At 70.0% G+C, this 18,234-nt stretch carries 14 protein-coding genes; 6 read left to right on the forward strand and 8 right to left on the reverse strand.

What is annotated here, in order from left to right:
* Positions 1–20: 20 nt before the first annotated feature.
* The 5 genes from FHU33_RS18000 to FHU33_RS18015 form a co-directional block, all read right to left on the reverse strand.
* On the reverse strand, positions 21–719 hold the full coding sequence (locus tag FHU33_RS18000) for a response regulator (RefSeq protein WP_142026576.1): 699 nt from the start codon (positions 717–719) through the stop codon (positions 21–23).
* Positions 716–1,900: a sensor histidine kinase gene (locus FHU33_RS18005; protein ID WP_246063960.1), complete on the reverse strand. Its 1,185-nt coding sequence runs from the start codon at positions 1,898–1,900 to the stop codon at positions 716–718. Before FHU33_RS18005 ends, FHU33_RS18000 begins: the two co-directional genes overlap by 4 nt.
* A 432-nt stretch (positions 1,901–2,332) precedes the next feature.
* Positions 2,333–2,509 (reverse strand): hypothetical protein, encoded by a 177-nt coding sequence (locus FHU33_RS25105; RefSeq protein ID WP_170182510.1) that lies wholly within the window; start codon positions 2,507–2,509, stop codon positions 2,333–2,335.
* A gap of 104 nt (positions 2,510–2,613) precedes the next feature.
* Positions 2,614–2,955: a PAS domain-containing protein gene (locus FHU33_RS18010; protein WP_170182511.1), complete on the reverse strand. Its 342-nt coding sequence runs from the start codon at positions 2,953–2,955 to the stop codon at positions 2,614–2,616.
* A 543-nt stretch (positions 2,956–3,498) separates the two neighbouring features.
* Positions 3,499–3,810, reverse strand: coding sequence for a hypothetical protein (locus FHU33_RS18015; RefSeq protein WP_142026581.1), 312 nt, complete (start codon positions 3,808–3,810; stop codon positions 3,499–3,501).
* 940 nt (positions 3,811–4,750) lie between these two features.
* Between FHU33_RS18015 and FHU33_RS18020 the strand changes: the two genes are divergently transcribed.
* Positions 4,751–5,383, forward strand: coding sequence for a TasA family protein (locus FHU33_RS18020; protein ID WP_170182512.1), 633 nt, complete (start codon positions 4,751–4,753; stop codon positions 5,381–5,383).
* A gap of 546 nt (positions 5,384–5,929) precedes the next feature.
* Positions 5,930–6,283, forward strand: coding sequence for an STAS domain-containing protein (locus tag FHU33_RS18025; protein ID WP_142026584.1), 354 nt, complete (start codon positions 5,930–5,932; stop codon positions 6,281–6,283).
* Between the two features lie 215 nt (positions 6,284–6,498).
* Here FHU33_RS18025 and FHU33_RS18030 read toward each other — a convergent pair whose 3' ends face one another.
* The 3 genes from FHU33_RS18030 to FHU33_RS18040 all read right to left on the reverse strand — a co-directional run bounded on the left by FHU33_RS18030 (position 6,499) and on the right by FHU33_RS18040 (position 10,983).
* A complete protein-coding gene (locus tag FHU33_RS18030) occupies positions 6,499–8,442 on the reverse strand; it encodes a putative bifunctional diguanylate cyclase/phosphodiesterase (RefSeq protein WP_170182513.1) in 1,944 nt (647 codons plus the stop codon).
* A gap of 770 nt (positions 8,443–9,212) precedes the next feature.
* Positions 9,213–9,428, reverse strand: coding sequence for a helix-turn-helix transcriptional regulator (locus tag FHU33_RS18035; RefSeq protein WP_246063809.1), 216 nt, complete (start codon positions 9,426–9,428; stop codon positions 9,213–9,215).
* 541 nt (positions 9,429–9,969) lie between these two features.
* On the reverse strand, positions 9,970–10,983 hold the full coding sequence (locus FHU33_RS18040) for a tyrosine-type recombinase/integrase (RefSeq protein ID WP_246063811.1): 1,014 nt from the start codon (positions 10,981–10,983) through the stop codon (positions 9,970–9,972).
* A gap of 1,183 nt (positions 10,984–12,166) precedes the next feature.
* Here FHU33_RS18040 and FHU33_RS18045 point away from each other — a divergent pair.
* From FHU33_RS18045 to FHU33_RS18060, 4 genes are all read left to right on the forward strand, one after another.
* Entirely contained in the window at positions 12,167–14,020 is a 1,854-nt protein-coding gene (locus FHU33_RS18045) for a DUF4331 domain-containing protein (protein ID WP_142026589.1), read from the forward strand.
* 104 nt (positions 14,021–14,124) lie between these two features.
* Positions 14,125–14,940 (forward strand): class F sortase, encoded by an 816-nt coding sequence (locus tag FHU33_RS18050; RefSeq protein WP_142026591.1) that lies wholly within the window; start codon positions 14,125–14,127, stop codon positions 14,938–14,940.
* Positions 14,941–14,942: 2 nt separating this feature from the next.
* Complete coding sequence (locus FHU33_RS18055; RefSeq protein ID WP_142026593.1) at positions 14,943–16,253, forward strand: tetratricopeptide repeat protein; 1,311 nt, start codon at positions 14,943–14,945, stop codon at positions 16,251–16,253.
* Positions 16,250–17,935 carry a hypothetical protein gene (locus FHU33_RS18060; protein WP_211355180.1) on the forward strand — a complete coding sequence of 562 codons (1,686 nt, stop codon included), beginning with the start codon at positions 16,250–16,252 and terminating at the stop codon, positions 17,933–17,935. Before FHU33_RS18055 ends, FHU33_RS18060 begins: the two co-directional genes overlap by 4 nt.
* Positions 17,936–18,234 lie beyond the last annotated feature (299 nt).

Raw genomic sequence — 18,234 nt, forward strand, 5'->3', positions numbered from 1 at the left:
CCCCACCTGACGTGGCCGGCTCAGCCCCGCAGCGATCCCCTCCCGGCGTCGGAGGCGACCAGCCCGCTCTGGTAGGCCACCACCACCAGTTGCGCGCGATCACGAACGCCGAGCTTGGTCATCGCGCGGTTGACGTGGGTCTTGACCGTCAGCGGGGAGACGACGAGACGAACAGCGATGTCCTCGTTGGACAGGCCGTGCGCCACCAGGGCCAGGATCTCGCGTTCGCGTTCGGTGAGGACGGTGAGCCGTTCGGGGCTGCCCGTGGCGCGACCGCCAGAGTCAGCTGGTTGCTGGAGGAATCGGGAGATGAGACTGCGGGTGGCTGCCGGGGACAGAAGTGCTTCACCGGCGGCGACGATGCGGATGCCCGCCAGCAGCTCCGCGGGCAGCACACCCTTGCCGAGGAACCCGCTCGCTCCCGCCCGCAGCGCCTGCACGACGTACTCGTCGGCCTCGAAGGTGGTCAGCACCAGCACCCGGACACCGGCCAGGTCGTCGTCCCCGGCTATCCGGCCGGTGGCAGCCAGGCCGTCGGTGCCCGGCATGCGAATGTCCATCAGGACGACGTCGGCGCGAGTGCTGCGTGCCATCGCGACGGCCTCGTCCCCGGTCGCGGCTTCACCGACCACCTCGAGGTCGTCGGCAGAGTCGATCAGCGCCCGGAAGCCGGCCCGGATCAACGCCTGATCGTCGGCGATCAGCACCCGGATGGTCACCGCGCCGCCGATCCGACCACCGAAGGGGCCGGGACGACCGCGCGGACCCGGAACCGGGCAGGCCCCGGCTCGACCGACAACTGTCCGCCCAGGGCGGTGGTCCGCTCCCGCATGCCCAGCAGTCCGTGCCCGCCGCCGGTCGCCGCCGCCCGGCCGGCGGTGACCGGGTTGACGACCTCCACCTCGAGGGTGTCGGCGGTCCAGTGCAGGGTCAGCCGCGCGCTGTCTTCCGCGCCGTGCTTGTGTGCGTTGGTCAGCGACTCCTGGATGACGCGGTAGGCGGCGAGATCGCTGGCGGCCGGCAGTGGCCGGGGCAGCCCGGCCACCGTGAACTCCAGGGCCATCCCGGCGGCGGTCAGGCGCTCGACCAGTTGGTCGAGATCGGCCAGGCCGGGGGTGGGCTCGGTGGGCGCCGGGCTCTCGTCCTGCGGACCACGAAGCACGGCCAGCACGCTGCTCAACTCCTCCAGGACAGCCCGGCTGGCGGCCCGGATGTGCTCCAGCGCCGCCACCGCCTGCTCCGGTCGCCCCGGCAACAGGTGCGCGGCCACACCGGACTGCACGTTGATCACCGCGACGTGGTGCGCCACGACGTCATGCAGCTCCCGAGCGATCCGCACGCGCTCCTCGGCGACCCGGCGCCGGGCCTCCTCCTCGTGCGTCTGCTCGATCCGCCGGGCACGCTCCTCCACGGCGCTGACATAGGCACGCCGGCTCCGGACCCCGTCCCCGATCGCGGCCGCGAAGCCGATCCACGCCGCGAAGATCAGCACCCCCGGGTCACTCCACCGGCCACCGGAGACGGCCAGCGCGCCCACCACGACCCCAGCGGCAGCGGCCGCGCCGGTCAGGAGCGTCACCCGCCGATCGGTGTACGCACCCACCGTGTACACGGTGATCAGCACGGCCAACAGCAACGCCGGCCCCGGCTGACCACTGCCCATGGTGGCCAACAAGACCGTGACCGTGACCGCCACCGCCGGCACCGGCCAGCGCCGGCGCACCCCGACAGCGCCGGCGGCGACGCACGCCCCCAGCAGCAGAAGCCAGGTCAGTCCCGGCTCCGGCCCGTCACCCACCAAGAACCCGACAACGCCCCCGGCCAACACCAGCACGGCGAGCACGCCGTCCAGGACGCCGGCAGGCAGCCGGACACGACGCCGACCACCCCGACTCCCCATCACACCCCGACGCTAAGACACCCATCTGCCCGACCGCGGCATCGCGCCGCAGAATTCCGATAATCGGTCGAGGGCTGCACCGCCGGCCGGTGATGACGGTCCCGACGCCTGTCGCTGACCGCCGGGACTCACTCGAGTTCTTGCACGGTTCCCCGAGTCACCTTCCCCATAGCCTGCACCCGAGGAGGTCCACGATGCCGCTGCCCACCACGTGTCCAACGATGCGACCCTGCCCTCGATCCCGGACACATCGCCGGTCAGGCGGTCTACCTCAACTGGATCGCCGAGGGCGACTCCGTGGGGCCGGTCACCCTCGGCAAGCAGCATCTGGCCACGGGGTCACTGTTCCGCCCGCCGATGCTTCCCGCCGCCCGGTGCAGCTCCTGCAGCCTGGGCGTCTTCGAGGCGTGAGCCCGACCACAGGCGGCAGGATCAGTCGGCGAACGTGAACCCGGCCGGCTGGCCGCCGGGTCCTGCCGAGCGGCCGATCGCCCCGGCGACTCGGCCAATGCGGCGATGGCCGGTGGAGATCCCGAAGAGGGTGCGGGTCATGGCGTTACGTGGGTCGAGCAGCTCGTCGAGTGCCCGGCCGGGGTCACTGGCGGCCACCGCCGGTGGTTGCCCGTGCCCCACAGGTCGCTGGGTTTCCGCGAGAGCCGACACCCACCATGCGCCTGGGCCTCGTTGACGACGGCGGTGATGACGACGGCGGTTCAGAAGCGGGAGCCGTCCTGAGGCAGCCGCCAGCCCTCGTACCGCAGCTCTCCCCAAGCCGCGGGCGCCGCCGGGTGTCGTTCGGGAAAGCCCCACGCACGGTCCCCTTCCGGGTAGAAGACCTCGAAGCTGCGACCCAGGATCTCCTCGGCCTCGTAGCCCTGGATGTGCCGGGCGCCGGCATTCCAGCTCACCGCTCGACCGTCGAAATCGAGCATAGAACTGTCGTAGTCGCGCACGCTGGACACGAACAGCCGGAACTGATTCTCGCCCTCCGGCGACCAAAGGTCCCGAGCAGTGCCGGTGGGCCTGTCCGCGCCCGTCAACAAGGTCTCGTGCACGCTCGCTCCTCGATCTGCGTTCAGAGATTCCGCTCGGCGCCCGCGGATGCGCGCGCCTGGCAGCGGGGCCGCGCCTCGACGCCCTGGAGTACACGGATCGCCGCGATCGGCTCGGCCGACACCGCAACGGCCGGGCCCTCTGGAGGCGAGCGACGGAGGTACCGGTCAACCGGCAACCATGCCACCAGCGACCGGCCGGCGGACGGCCGTCCGGGTGAGGACGAGGCCCTGCCCGGGCGAGGAGGCCTCGGTCTGCGCAGCCCTGTCGCGGCGCCGTCGGGCACCCGCACAGGACCGCGCTGCCAGGGCTCGGCCGGTACCGCTCCCCTTCATTCTCCAGCACCGCCGTTGTCTACACATTGACGGCCAGCGATCGCAGCTGCTCGACGAGACACTCGTGGCTCGCTGCCGGATCTCGCGGCCTGGGAAGCCCAGGGGAGGCCGGTCCACAGTCATGTCAGCGAGCGTGTTCCAATCGTCGTCCCCGCGCCAGGGTCATCGCGCGCCCCGACCCCGCAGCACATCGGTGGCGACGACGGTCGGTCACCAGTAGGCGACGCGCTGCTCCTCGGAACGCCAACCGTCTACCCCTCGGGCGAACTGGTCCAGCGGCATCCAGATCAGTGTGAAGGGCTGCGCCATGGCCTCGGCGAAACCAGGTTCGAAGGGTCGCAGCCGCGCCTGGAATGCCGGCTTTGGCAGCCGCGCCCGGCGGCATATCCAGCCCACTTCTCCCCGGCTGTAGGTGGCCACGGAGAAAACCAGGTCCTGCTCGGAGTGCGGTTCATAGCACCACCAGGACCATGCCGTGAGCAGGTGGCGACTTGCCCGGTCGGCGCCGCTGACCTCTGCCATGTCACGGTTCCCTGCAGTGGGTGCCTTTGCCAGGAATGGGCGAACCTGGCCTAGTCCGACTCGTTCCGCAGATTCCACCAGACAGGTATCGGCAGTCACCGCGACGACCCTTAGCGAGTTCGCGAGGATCTACCCATTTCGGACGGGGTAATCTGCATCTCGCTCGCGTTGTTGCGGACCATCGAAGGTCGATGCATTGCGCCTTGCCCGGGCAAGGCGGTTGGCTGAACGCCAGGAGGAGGATGGCGAGACACGCCGAAACGACACGCGCGGCGGCTCTAGCGCTATGCCGAGGCTTACCTTCACCCCTCGTGGTCGTGACCCTCGAGGCACTTCTACCTGGGCTGCGCAGGCGGCGGGAATCCTACGAGAACCGCGAAGCACTGGGCGAGCGGCTGCGACGCATGGCTTTGTTCCTGGAGACCGCCGCGGTCCTGGAACTACAGGCCAGAGATGCAAGTCGAGCCCCGGAAGCACGGTGCTCTGCCAATGCGCCCAAACGGTGCCGCAGGAAAGCCGCCCGTATCGGGAAAGGCTGGCCGCAGTCGGCGTGACGCTGAATTCAGCGAGTCATCGGGAAAGGCGCATCTGAATCCAGGGCGAGCAGTCCAGCCAGCAGAGGTACAGGAACGTCCGGGCGACATCCTTCCGCGAACGTTGCCGCGCTTTGACCTGCGACAGCGCCCCTGCGCCATGAGATGTCACCGGACCGCTCAGCGTCCTTACTGGTCGGTCGGTCGTAGGGCCGGATTCGCCACTCGGCCGGCCTCGTGACCGACGCCCCCCGCGCATAACGAGGCGCGCGGGCGCAGCAGCCCGCGATGCCATGTGGGCCTTGCGGCTATCTTGCGGAGCCCTCCAGCCAGCCGTGCGGTCCTCCCTCCAGAGTCGTCCCTGTCGCGGGGCAGGCCCACGGCAAGAGCCAACTGGAGGAGACGTCGTGAACAGCCCGGTCACCGCCCGTCCCGCCCGGAGCCGCACCGCTGTGAAGATCGTCGGATCGCTGGCCGTACTGGCCGCTGCCGGCGCGGTCGCCGGACTGGGCACCTTCGGCACGTTCACCGACAGCACGTCGGTGGACACCCTCATCGACTCGGGAACCGTCTCCATCGACGTGGGCGTCCCCGGCGGCCCGAAGACCATTCCGGTCACCACCAGCGGCTTCGTTCCGGGGGACTCCCTCAGCCGCGCGGTGAACCTGACCAACGACGGCGACTCCGCGCTGGCATCGATAGCACTCGCCAACTCGACGGACGCCGCCAACGCCTTGGTCACCGACGAGGTCAACGGGCTGCAACTGACCCTGCGGGCGTGCTCGCGGGCATGGACCATGACCGACCGCAGAGCCGAGGTGCCCGCTTACAGCTGCGAAGACACGGAGCAGACGCTGTACTCCGGCCCGGTCCTCGCCACGCAGACGCTGAGTGATCCGGCCAGCCTGAACCCCGGCGGTGGGGACCACCTGGTGTTCACGATCTCGCTGCCGACGAGCGCCGGCAACCAGTTCCAGAGCCTGAGCGCGACGGTCAGCATTGCTTTCACAGCCGTGCAGCGGGCCGGAGCCGTGCGCTGAGCACGCCGGCCGAGCGGAGCTGACTCGAAGCCGTTGCCTGCACGCCGTGCGCGGTGACGAGGGCGGCGATGAGATGCAACCCGTGGCCGCCGACGGCCGGGTCCCGATCCACCGCGATCGCCGCGGACAATCGGGGGCGCCGTGGCTGACCTCGATCATCCAGCCGTCGTTGGCGTAGACCAGACGGCGCCGACCGGATCGGTGCCGTGCCGCAGCGCGTTGGGAGCCAGCTCGTCGAAGTCCGTCAAGAAGGAGTCCAGATCCACCCGCTCCGGACCCCATCGGCGCAACTCAGCGCGGGCCGTCGGCAGCTGGCGAAGGTCATTGAGCTCCCAGTCCGCCGAAGGCGACTGTTCACCGGGCGCCGGCGCGGGTGGGCACCGGTAGGGCCACCGTGGCGGCCTGTCCCCTCCCCGTTCATCACCGGAACAGGAGACCATGGCCGCGCCCCGGCCGATCGGCGGCCACGGCGGCCGACCACGCAGCGTACCGTTCTGATTCCGGAGAGCACTTGATCTGGGGGGCGACGAGCTGCAAGATGAGGCCATGACGCTCGCCAACTCCCCGCAGCCGCCCGGGCGAATCAGCCTCGACTGTGAAAACGGGCGCCGGGTGATTCGACTGGCCGGTGAGATCGACACGAGCACGATCGACGCCTTCGAGGCGGCTCACCGTCTCCAACTCACAGAGGACAATGCTCCTCTCCGGGCCGACGAGGCGATCTCCATGGTCGACCTGGCAGATGTCAGCTTCCTGTCTTCCACCGGGATCAGCTTTCTGGTCCGCCACACCAGAGCAGCCCGCGAGCACGGGCACCGACCCGCCCTGCGCGGCCTGCACGACCCGGCACGCCGCGTTCTGCAGATCACCGGAGTCGACTCCCTGTTCCACGTCACCTGACCGGCGGCGTCGGCCGGGCGAGTGCGCGGCCTCGGCTGGCACGGCAGGGGCTGGCCGCTCCACGGGGGAGAGCGACCAGCCCCGGCTCACCCTGCCCCACAGCACGGCGGATCGTCCACCCCCTGGACAGTCGGCAGCCACGGTTCACTCCTCGGATGGGACACCTGGTTATCGGCGCTCCGCACGACCCTCCTGCCACCTCCGGCGCTTCCGGGTCAGCCGTGGGACGGCGAGATCCGCTGGGGCGGCGTGCCCGACCGGCCCGCCGTCGATGAGGTTCGTGCCCGCCAGTCGGTGAGCCATCCCTCGAAGGCCGCAGGCGGCAGCGGGGCGCTGACGACATAGCCTTGGGCCTGGTCGCAGTTCAGCGCGGCGAGTCGGTCGAGTAGTGCGTCGGTCTCGACGCCTTCGGCGGTCACGCTGAAGCCGAGCCGGTGGGCGAGGTCGATGACGGCCTGGGTGACCGCCTCGTCCGCGGCGTGGTCCAGCATCTGGCTGACCAGGCTGCTGTCGATCTTCAACGCGGTGATGGGCAGGATCCGGAGAAGCGCGAGGCTGGTGTATCCGGCGCCGAAGTCGTCGATGGCCACCTCCACCCCGCGGGCCTGCAGCTGCGTCAGCACGAACGCCGCACGCTCGGGGTTGGTCATGACTGCCGTCTCGGTGACCTCCAACTGCAGGAGCGACGCCGGCAACTCGGCCCCGCGCAGGACGGCCAACACCCGGGCGGGCAGATCGTCTTCCAGCAGGCTGCGCGGGCTGATGTTGACCGCCACCTGCAACGGCATGCCAGCTCGCCGCCAGCTGGCGGCCTGCTGCACCGCCTCCCGGAGCACCCACCGGGTCAGCGGCTGCATCAGTCCGCTGCGTTCCAGAACGGGCAGGAACTCACCCGGTGGCAGCAGTCCCCGGGTCGGGTGCTGCCAACGCACCAGCGCCTCGACACTGGTGACTTTCAGATCCGCCAGGGACACCTTGGGCTGGTAATGCAGCACGAACTCGTCGTTCTCCAAGGCCCGGCGCAGGTCAGTGACCATGGCCAGCTGGCCGACGGTGTGCTGGTCGGTACCGGGGTCGTAGACGGTGGTGCCGCGGCGGCCGCGCTTGGCCTGGTACATGGCCACGTCGGCGCGCTGCAGCAGGTCGGGCAGGTTCCGGCCGTGCTCGGGCGCGAGAGCGACCCCGATGCTGGCATCCACAGCCAGCTCCATGCCGTGCACCGTGAAGGGCGCCTCCCGCAGCCGCCTCAGCAGCTGGTCGGCCCGGTCCTGCGCCGCGCCGGTGTTGGGCAGGCTGGTCAGCAGCACCCCGAACTCGTCGCCACCGAGGCGAACAACCAGATCATCCGATCGCACCGCGCCCTGAAGGGCGGCGGCAACTTGCTGAAGCAGCAGGTCCCCCGCGGTGTGACCGAGCGTGTCGTTGACCGACTTGAACTCGCTCAGGTCGATCAGCAGCAGGGCCAGGGGACGCGTGGAGCTCGCCTTGGCCAGCAGGCCGCGGGCGTCCTCGTACAGCGCGCGGCGGTTCAGCAGCCCAGTGAGCAGGTCGTGGCGGGCGTGCCGCTCGCGGCGCAGCAGGCGGTATCGCAGCCCCCCCAGCCCGGCGACGATCACCGCGAAGATCACGCCGACGGACACCTGCTGCCGAAGCAGCCTGTCCTCCGTGGCCGCGGTGAGCTGGCTGTGCGGAATCACCACCTGGACGACGGAACCGGCCGATGCGGCTGTCCCCTCGGCCCGGAACGGCAGGAACACCCGCAGCCGGGCCTGGCCGTCTGCGGTCTGGTCGTGCACCGTCCAGGACTGACCACCCTGGGCACGCTCAAGATCGCTCTGGGAGAGGCGCACCACATCGGAGCCGCCCGGGGAGCCCTCGAACAGAGGGGTGCCATCGAGCCCCCAGACGCCGATGCCGAGCAGCTGACCGTCGTGGCGCAGCTGGCTGACGTCCTGTCGGAGATCAGAAAGTGCCTCGTCGGCGAACCGGCCCGCCGTGAGAGCACCCGCGTTGAGATGGGGGCCGACGACGGTGGCGGCAATGACCTCCGCGGTCTGCGCCCCCTGGGCGTCGGCCCGCGTGTGACCCCGGCTGTCCAGTGTCAGCATCAGCCACACCATGGCCGCCAGGACCGGGCCGATCACGACCAGAAGAAGCACCCGCGACATAATAAAGCGCCGCATGTCTAGTCTCCTCCGGTCGACGACCACTCCCGCCGTATCGGCACAATGACGCCGGTGCTGGCGAGGGACGGTGTTCACCTCCCCACATCGGGTGCCCCGGTCGCCCGCGCGGTCGGCCGCCCGCCGCCCACAATTCACGGCAGGACAGCAGGCGCGACACGGGAGGGCACGGGCCGCAGACACAGCAATACCGCAACTAGCCCCACAAAGCGACCATCCGAGTGACCGCCGCGAAGAGATCAAGGGAACTGCCTCGGGTTCAGTTGACTCCCTGGGATGCCCCCGGTTCGATGGAGTCGAGGCAGTGCCTGCATCCGGTAGCGCCGCCGAGATGGTCGACATGCCGCTGCAAGGCCGGGGGAAGCCACCGAGGTCCGGCCTGGAACACCGGCGCTCCCCGTGCTGTACCTCGCCGCGAGGATGTCCTCTGTCGGCGCGGGAAGCTCTACCGGCACCGGCCTGCTGATGGGCCCAGCCTGTTGTGTCAGGGCGCCTAGCAGCCTAATGGCCGCCCGCAGTCGTGCCCCGCGCTCGGCGGTATTTGGTGGGGGCGGCGCCGAGGAAGCGGGCGTCGGCGGCCGACCGGGGTCCACAGGCGCCGGTTGTGGCAGTTCGCGCGACCGTCCCTTCGCCGCTCCCGAGGAACTTGGCGGCGACTGCAATGTTTCACTCGCTGCGCTCTTCGGCGCGGTGGCGGAGTCGCTCGCTGAGGCGTCCCCTCCGGATCATGAGCCGGGCATGAGTGGCTATCGGCGCAATGACTGCGCGTGCTGCTGTTCAGCTACCCAGCGGTCCACGTCTTGCCGCCGGTACACGACACGTCGACCGAGGCGGAAGCCGTCCGGCCCGACACCCAAATGCCGCCAGTAGCGCAGCGTGGCAACGGGAGTCCGGAGAAGCGCGGCTGCCTCGTCGAGGGTCAGCAGCTGCGCCGCCACGGTTGGTGCGATCTCATCGTTCACAGCCAAGGCCCTCCATGCAGTCAAAGCGGCGTAGTCGAAGTCGACCTGGGGAGCAACGCGGGCCGCCTGTGCTTCAGCCCCCGCATAACGAGCCTGCCGGCACTCCCCCTGTCTTTCTCCAGTCGCGTCCGGCTCTCTCTAGCGGCGAGTGTGTGCCACTCCCGGGCTCGGCATTCACGCAGACAGGAGAAAAACCGGAGGCTGCTGTCAACAGCTCCGCCCGGCGCCGGGCTCCGGCCTGTCCGCGCCGCCGGCGCGTTCGCGCAGTGCGGCAGCGCCCGCCCGGCATCATGCGGGCTGCGTGACGACGCCGCACGGGCCCTTGTGGGGAGATGACAAGCGAGTCGAGACGCGGCGCCGTCGCGCGCGAGTGCCTCGTCCTCTACCGAATCGACGACCTCCGCGCCTGGATCGACGCCCAACCCGACCACGGCGATCTGAATAATGACATGTCCCTCAGCGGCCGATACCGGCGCCGGTTGAGTACGCCGCTCACGGGCTTGCTCATCGCAACCCGTTCAACCGCAGGCGGACAACGGCCTCAGGCCAATTGTTCGAGGACCTGCGCCGCTCCCGTGGCTCGCCGCTTGCGCCCGTAGTAGACGTCTTGCGTGATCGACGGCTTGGCGTGCCCCAACTGGTCGGCCGCGCTCCTTGCGGACAGACCGGCCTCGTCCATGAGCGTGGCCACCGTCTTGCGGAAGGCGTGGGATGTGACCCCCGGCATCCCCATTTGAAGAAAGGCCTCACGGAGGGCCCGGCGGGTGTTGCTGGGATCTCGAAGCCTTCGGCTCCGCGGCGCGGGGAAGACCGGCCCGCTCGACGGCCCGCGTCGTCGCAGCATCTCGACACACCAGCTCGGCAGCTCGAGCACCCGCTCCCCCGCCACCGACTTGGGGCGACTGACAACCAGTCCTTGACCCTTGACCCGCAGGACCGTGCCCCGCACCGTGACGGTGCCGGCGGCGAGGTCGACGTCTGACCATGTAATGGCACAGGCCTCACCGATGCGCAGACCGGTGGCGGCGATGAACGCCACCAGCTCCGGCAAATCTCGCTCGCGCGCCCTCGCGTCCCCGCTGAGCCACGTCCGCACGGCCTTGACCTCGACCACCGTCAGCGAGCGAGGCGGATGCCGTGGCTTGTTCGGGATGCGGGCCACGTCCCGGCAAGGGTTGGACTTCAACGCATCGTGGCGACAGGCGAGTGCGCAGATGCCGCTGATGACGGATTTCGTCATCTTCGCCAGGGCAGGACCGTGCGCGGCTCTCACCGCCGAGAGGTGACGATCCAGCAGCCCGACGCTGATCTCCCGCAACCGCACGCCGCCCAACGCGGGGAGCACCTGGCGGTCGAGCCGATCTCGGTAGGCCTGCATGGTCGACGGGCTCTTGCCTTCGAGCTCACTGAACCACTTCTCCGCGACGTCGGCGACCTTGGTCTCCGGCGCGATGTCGTGGGCATCCCCGGATCGCCCGCGTTCTCGTAGGGCCACGGCCAAGGCCCGCTCGGCGGCGCCCTTGGTCTTGGCTTGTCGCTCGACCTGCCGAGTCACCCCGTCCCAGTCCCGGAAGAGACACGTTGCGCGGTAGCCAGAGGGCTGTCGATAGATCCGGACGCGGCCGTGCGTCCCGAGCTCCAAGTGCGGTCTTCCCACGAAGGCCTCCTCGTGCAGTGAAGTCGGACGCTGCACACGTGGTTTCAGACCCCCATAGCTTATGGCCCTGAGCCATAGTTTACCCATAGAAAACGTTCAGCATCGCTCGATGATGATCAACGGTGTCAGACGAGCAACGAGCCGATGAACTGGACTTTTGCGACACAGCCGTCAGGGTCCGATAACGATCAATCACCAAGACTCTTAATCAGCGGGTTCGGGGTTCGAGTCCCTGATGGCGCACCACACGGTAGGCCCCTGACCAGGGGTTTCGGTCCCACAGAGCAAGATCGTCCCGACTTCGAGGCGGCTGGCCGTCCGCGAACAGTCCGGAGAAGTTCTCCTCAGCCTTCTCCGAATGGCCTTTGCGCATAACGCCGGCGAGTCAGCGGCTCCTCCGTGGAGGGGGCACCAGGGGGCGTATTCGTGGCAGGTGACCAGCGGGCGATGACAACCTCCCACGCTGGCCACCCATTTCGATCTGACACGAGTTCAGCCGGGTGTGAGACATCTAGAGCGGTAGTGGAGGAGGGCCTGAAGGCGCGGGGCGGCTCCCTCGTATGAGACCGCGTCCGCCTCGATGCCTCACCGTCCGGGAGGGCGACGAGTGGACGTAGGGCCGCGCCCAGAGCGCGTCCAAGATCCCGATGGGCGAGCCGCCGCGGCTCGACGGGCTTTCCCGAGGCCGATCCCCTTACGTCATCTGCCGCAGCGGCGGCCGGCAAGTCCATGGTGAGCGAGACCGGCCAGGCCCCCTTCGTGCGTTGAGTGACCGGCGCGCCGAGTCGGATGATCCAGAACTTTCGAGGTGCGCAACTCGGTGGGCGCCGACCGTATCGTGTGAGTCTCCGTCACGTGACGCATTGCGACCGCCGTGCCGTCGGTTGCGTACTTTCCTGACAGCTCCATCGCGGCCGCAGTAGTTCGCTGATTTCCTTCGCGCGTCGCAGTAGGACATGTGAGTTCGATCGCAGACAGGACCCGAGGAGCGCCTTTCCGGCGGCTCGGATCTCCTGGTTCGAGTCGGCTGCGACGTCATGTCGGTGACCGCCTGCAGTGGGCGGTCGTGGGAAGGACGCGCATGCTCAGTTCCGAACGACTGCTCCAGAGGCGGGGTAGCCGTGCCACCGCCCTGTTCGCCGCAGGCGGCCTGCTCGCCGGCTCCACCGTGATCGGGCTCCTGCCCACCATGGCCGGAGCCTCCAGTCACCGCGAGGCACCGCTGATCCTCGGCGACCCGCTCGTGGACAACACCGACGTCTACGCCTTCTCGAGCCCGGAGAACACCGACAACGTCGTGCTGATCGCCAACTGGGGACCGTTCCAGGAGCCCGTCCAGGGACCGAACTTCTACCCCTGGGCCGAGGATGCCGAGTACCTGATCAACATCGACAACAACGGTGACGCCGTCGCCGACCTGATCTACCGCTGGCGGTTCACCACCGAGGACCTCCGCGGCACCGACACGTTCCTCTACAACAACGGCCCGGTCACCTCGCTCGACGACGAGAACCTCCTCTACCGGCAGTACTTCACCCTGGACGTGAGCACCGACGGCGGGGCGACGTACGGGGCCCCGGTGGCCGAAGGTCAAGCTTCGCCGTCCTACACCGGCATGGCCAGCATGGGCACCTCTCAGGACTACGTGGACAACCTGCGGACCCCGGCGGAGACCGAGGTCGAGGGCGGGGGCATGACGCTGACCACCCAGACGGAGGACCCCTTCTTCCTGGACATCCGGGTCTTCGACCTGCTCTACGGCGCCGACCTCTCCGAGCGCGGCACGGACACGCTGGCCGGGTACAACGCGAACAGCATCGTGCTCGAGGTCCCCAAGGACCAGGTGGCGATCGGCGGCAACGCCGGCGAGAACCCGGTCATCGGGGTCTGGAGCACGACCACCCGCCCGACCCTGCGCGACGCCGACGGCACGGCCGCCGATGCCAACACCGGGTTCACCCAGGTGTCCCGCCTCGGCCAGCCCCTGGTCAACGAGGTCGTCGTCCCGGCGGGCCTCAAGGACGCGTTCAACTCGATCTCCCCCGCCCAGGACGCCGATGCGGCCGACGGCGCAGTCGTCGCCCGGGTCCTCGACCCGGAGGTGCCCAGGTTGATCGAGGCCATCTACGGCATCCCGGCACCGCCGACCCCGAGGTACGACATCTTCGAGGTCTTCCTCACCGGCATCGTCACCAACGAGGTGGTGGACGTCGACGGTGACCCGGCCACGCCGAACCCGATCAACGTGGACCTCAACTCGCAGGCGCTGAACGCGGCAGCGGATCCGGCCGCCTTCCAGCCCTCGGAGATGCTTCGGCTGAACATGTCGATCACCGGGCCGACCGGGCTGGACGAAAAGCCACTGCACGAGGCCAGCCGGCTCGGTGTCGTGGGTGGTGACATCCAGGGCTTCCCGAACGGTCGCCGTCTGGCCGACGATGTCGTGGACATCGAGATCCTCGCGCTCGAGGGGATCTACGACGTCAGCAACGTGCCGGCCGACCGCCAGGCTGCCTTCGAAGCACTGAAGGGTGGCGACCTGGTCGACTCGAACGACAACGCCTTCAGCGCCTCGTTCCCCTACATCGCCGGCCCGAACACGCAGGCGGTCAACAAGGGCGGCGGCACGGGTGCCGGCGGAACCGACACGCCCGACGGGAACGGCACTCCCGGAAAGCCCGTCGCTCCGGCGGAGCAGCCGGCCGCGCCGGCTCCTGGCAAGCCGATTGCTGACAAGCCGGCCGCCTCGGCGGGTCAGCCGGTGGCCAACAGGTACCCGCGGGGTGGGGTGGAGACCGGCGCGGGTGGCGTCGAGGACACCCTGATCCCGGCACTCACGGGATCGGCCGCGCTCCTGCTCATCGGGGCCGGCGCCGGATCGCTCATCCGCGGCCGGGCGCTGCGCCGAGCGGAGGGTTCCACCACGGAGGGCTGACCGCTCGACGGCTGTGGGGTGTGGCTTCCCGCCGCACCCCACAGCCACGCCCCCCGGGCGAACTTCTTCCCGACGGCGCGAGAACAGGCCACAGGAGGTCCTTGTTGTCCAGCACGAACCCCGAACAGCCCTCGTCGGCTCCCGATGACGGTTCGGGCCGAGCCCCATTGGTCGAGTCCGAACTGCGCCACGCCGACGAGCCCGGCCCCGCCCGCCGCCGCGGCATCCCGGTCTGGCTGCTCCCGGCACTGGGTGCGCTCGCGGCCGGACTGCTCGTGGGCTATGTCGTCTTCGGGGACGCTGAGGCGTCTCGTCCGGCGAGTGCCGCCCCGTCGGTCGCGGCCGAAGCCCCTGGCGACCAGGCACAGGTGCCGACGGTGGTCAGCGCGCTGGCCCGGGCCGAGCCCGTCCAGGTCGACATCCCGGCCATCGAGGTGAGCTCCCCGCTGGTCGATCTCGGTCTCAACGGGGACGGCACCCTCGAGGTGCCGGTCGACTACGCCAAGGCCGGTTGGTTCACCGGCGGCAGCTACCCGGGGGACCCCCAGGGGCCACCGGCGCTGATCGCCGGCCACGTCGACGACGTCACCGGCCCGGCCGTCTTCTACCGGTTGACGGAGCTGGCGATCGGTGACGAGGTGCTGGTCACCCGCGCCGACAACACCGTCGCGGTGTTCGCCGTCAGCGACGCCCAGCAGTATCCCAAGGACGCGCTACCGACTGACGAGATCTACGCGCCGGTCGACGGCTCGGAGATCGTGCTCATCACGTGCACCGGGGACTTCGACCAGTCCGCGCGGTCCTACGAGGACAACTACGTCGTCCGGGCCACGCTCGACTTGGAGCGGTCACTCGAGGAGAGCGACGAGCGCATCGCCGCCGGCACGACCGCTCCCGTCGGCGACCTGCCGAACGTCTGAGCATGCGCACCCGTACCGCGGTCAGCGCGGTGATCGCCGGCGTCCTGCTCCTCGTGGTCGCCGTCGCAGCCGCCTACACAGCCTCCGTCGACAAGGACGCCGCCGCGCCGCAGCAGGTCACGGCGGTTGCCCGGGTCGATCCGATCGCGGCGTCCATCGACGCCGCGCAGCGCAGGCTGGAAGAGGTCCCGGGTGACTACACGACCTGGGCGCAACTGGGCTCGGCCTACGTGGAGCAGGCACGGGTGACCGCAGACCCGTCCTACTACGACAAGGCCGACGGCGCCTTCCAGGAGTCGCTCGCCCTGCGGCCGGAAGGCAACGACGCCGCGCTCAGCGGCCAAGGCGCTCTCGCCAACGCCCGGCACGATTTCGCCGCCGCGGCCGATCTGGCCGAGCGGGCGCTGGCGATCAACGACTACAGCGCGACGGCGTGGGGTGTGCTCACCGATGCCCGCACCCAGCTCGGGGACTACGCGGGGGCGACCGAGGCGCTGCAGCGGATGCTGGCGCTGCGGCCGGGTCTAGCCTCATTCACCCGGGCGTCCTACGACGCGGAGCTGCACGGCGACCTGGTCGCTGCGCGTTCGGCGCTGGAGCAGGCGCTGGCGACCACGGACGGTGGCGCAGGGGAAGCCTTCTGCCGCACCTACCTGGGCGGCCTGGCGTTCTCCACCGGGGATCTGGACGAGGCTGCCGCGCAGTTCGACGCCGGCCTGCAGGCCGTCCCGGGCGACACCGCCTTGCTGCTCGGCCGCGCCCGCGTGCTCGCGGCCCGCGGCGACGAGACATCAGCGGTGGAGACCTTCCAGGCGGTGGTGAACGCGAGTCCGCTACCGGAGCACCTGGTCGAGTTCGGCGCCTACCTGGAGTCGCAGGGACGGACCGATGAAGCCGAGCAGCAGTTCGCGCTGGTCGAGACGGTGCGTGCCCTGTTCGAGGCGAACGGGGCGTCCGACGACCTGACCATGGCCCTGTTCGCCGCCGACCACGGCGATCCGGCGACCGCACTGGCCGCGGCACAGGCGGAGTTCGAGCGGCGGCAGAACATCGACTCCCACGATGCGCTGGCCTGGGCACTGCACGCTGCCGGGCGCGACGCCGAGGCGCTGCCCCACGCCCAGCAGGCGACGGCGCTCGGCGGCGCCAGCGCACTGTTCCTCTACCACCGTGGGACGATCGAGGCGGCGCTGGGCCAGGTCGACCAGGCACGCGCGACGCTGACGAGCGCGCTGGACACCAATCCGCACTTCTCCCCGCTGCACGCGCCCCGAGCCGAGGACCTACTGGCCTCCCTGGGCGGCCGTCCGTGAGAGGACGGCGGTCGTTCGGGGTCGCCCTCGCTGCCTCGGCGCTCTGGCTCGCCGCTCCGGCCGGGATCGCGGATGCCCATCCCCTGGGCAACTTCACCGTCAACCACTACGACCACGTCCAGCTGTTCCCCGACCGTGTGGAACTCACCGCCGTCGTCGACCGGGCCGAGATCCCGGCCGCACAGGCGTTGCAGACGATCGCGCCGGACGGCACACCGAGCACCGAGCAGCTCACCGACGCGGCCACGGCGGAGTGCGCCGATCTCGCTTCGGCCGTGCGCGTCGCCGTGGACGGCAGGTCGGTGGACTGGCTGGTCGTCGGCGAGGCGATGGAGACGGTTCCGGGCACGGCCGGGTTGCCGACTCTCCGGCTGACGTGCGACCTGCGTTCGGATGCCGAGCTCGACGCCCCGGCCGAGATCGCCTTCGAGGACAGCTACCTGGCCGACCGGGTCGGCTGGCGGGAGGTGACGGCGGACGGCGAGGGGGTCCGGCTGGTCGACTCGCCGGTCCCGGTCGACAGCATCAGCGACGAGCTCCGCGACTATCCCGATGACCTGTTGGCCTCACCGGTAGACGTCCGATCGTTCACCGTGGTGACCGAGCCCGGCGAGAACACCGGTGCCGGAGCAGCGATCACGCCCGAGACCGGTGACCCGTTCAGCAGCGCCTTGGCGGCGCTGGACCGTTGGCTCGAGGACCTCATCGGAGAGCGGGCGCTGACCCCGCTCGTCGGCACGCTGGCGGTGCTCCTGGCGGTACTGCTCGGCTGCGGACACGCGCTGCTGCCCGGCCACGGCAAGACGGTCATGGCGGCGTATCTGGCGGGCCGCCACGGGCGCAGCCGGGACGCGATCACCGTCGGGGCCACGGTGACAGCGACTCACACGGTGGGTGTGCTGGTCCTCGGGCTGGCCTTGTCCGTGTCGAGCTCGCTGGCCGGGGACCAAGTGATCCGCTGGCTCGGGGTGGTCAGCGGGCTGATCGTGGCTGCTATCGGCGTCGTCATGCTGCGCGGAGCCCTTCCCCGGTGGAGGGCGGCACGGTCACGACGGCTGCCGGCAGTCGAGGCCCTGCCCGAGCCGGCGGTGGCCGCCGCCGTGAGCGGACACGCCGGCAGCAGCCAGAGACACAGGCAGGCAGCACACAGCGACGTGCCTCCGCACGACCATGACCACTCACACGATCACGGGCACTCCCACGGGCACGGACACGGACACGGACACGGGCACGGACACGGACACGGACACGGACACGGACACGGACACTCCCACGACCACTCGCACGACAGCGGTTGGTGGGCAGGCGGCCACAGTCACGGACCGGGTGGACACACCCACGGACCGAGCGCGGGCCGCGGCGGCCTGATCGGGATGGGGATCGCGGGTGGACTCGTCCCCAGTCCATCCGCCCTGATCGTGCTGATCGCCTCGATCGGGCTGGGACGCACCGTCTTCGGCGTCGTCCTCGTGCTCGCCTACGGGCTCGGCATGGCGGCGACACTGACCGCCGTCGGCCTGCTGCTGATCAGGCTGCGCGGTCGTCTGGAGCGGCGGGTGGCCGACCTGCGTCGGGCCCGCCTGCTCTCTCGCGTCCTCTTCGCGGCTCCGGTGCTGACGGCGGCGTTGGTCCTGCTGGTCGGGCTGGCGCTGGCCACCCGTGGTGCCCTCCTCGGCGCCTGACTGGCGCACAGAGAAGGGCCACCTTCGCGGGGACCGCCGCCGGGTGACGTCGCCCTGGCCACAGAACAACCTGCTTCGCAGTGATGGATCGCCTGGACCGCTGTCCTCGTCGTCGAAAATCACTTCGTGAGCGCCGCTCGGTTCCCCCGGTCTCTCCGACGACGTGGCCGGGCGACGCGAGGGCCGGCCCGGCCGTGCAGGTATCGGCACTCGTGCGTTACCACGCCCGAGCCGGATCGCCCGGGCAGCTGCCTCCGCGGGGTCGGCTCCTGTTCGCGGTGGCTTCGTCGTCGCCGTCG

It is taken from the genome of Blastococcus colisei (assembly GCF_006717095.1).
GTDB lineage: Bacteria > Actinomycetota > Actinomycetes > Mycobacteriales > Geodermatophilaceae > Blastococcus_B > Blastococcus_B colisei.

Bases quoted from the DNA above. Each gene is read 5' to 3' on its own strand.
- FHU33_RS18005 (WP_246063960.1), bottom strand. From the start codon at position 1,900: ATGGGGAGTCGGGGTGGTCGGCGTCGTGTCCGGCTGCCTGCCGGCGTC.
- FHU33_RS18015 (WP_142026581.1), bottom strand. From the start codon at position 3,810: ATGGCAGAGGTCAGCGGCGCCGACCGGGCAAGTCGCCACCTGCTCACG.
- FHU33_RS18025 (WP_142026584.1), top strand. From the start codon at position 5,930: ATGACGCTCGCCAACTCCCCGCAGCCGCCCGGGCGAATCAGCCTCGAC.
- FHU33_RS18045 (WP_142026589.1), top strand. From the start codon at position 12,167: ATGCTCAGTTCCGAACGACTGCTCCAGAGGCGGGGTAGCCGTGCCACC.
- FHU33_RS18055 (WP_142026593.1), top strand. From the start codon at position 14,943: ATGCGCACCCGTACCGCGGTCAGCGCGGTGATCGCCGGCGTCCTGCTC.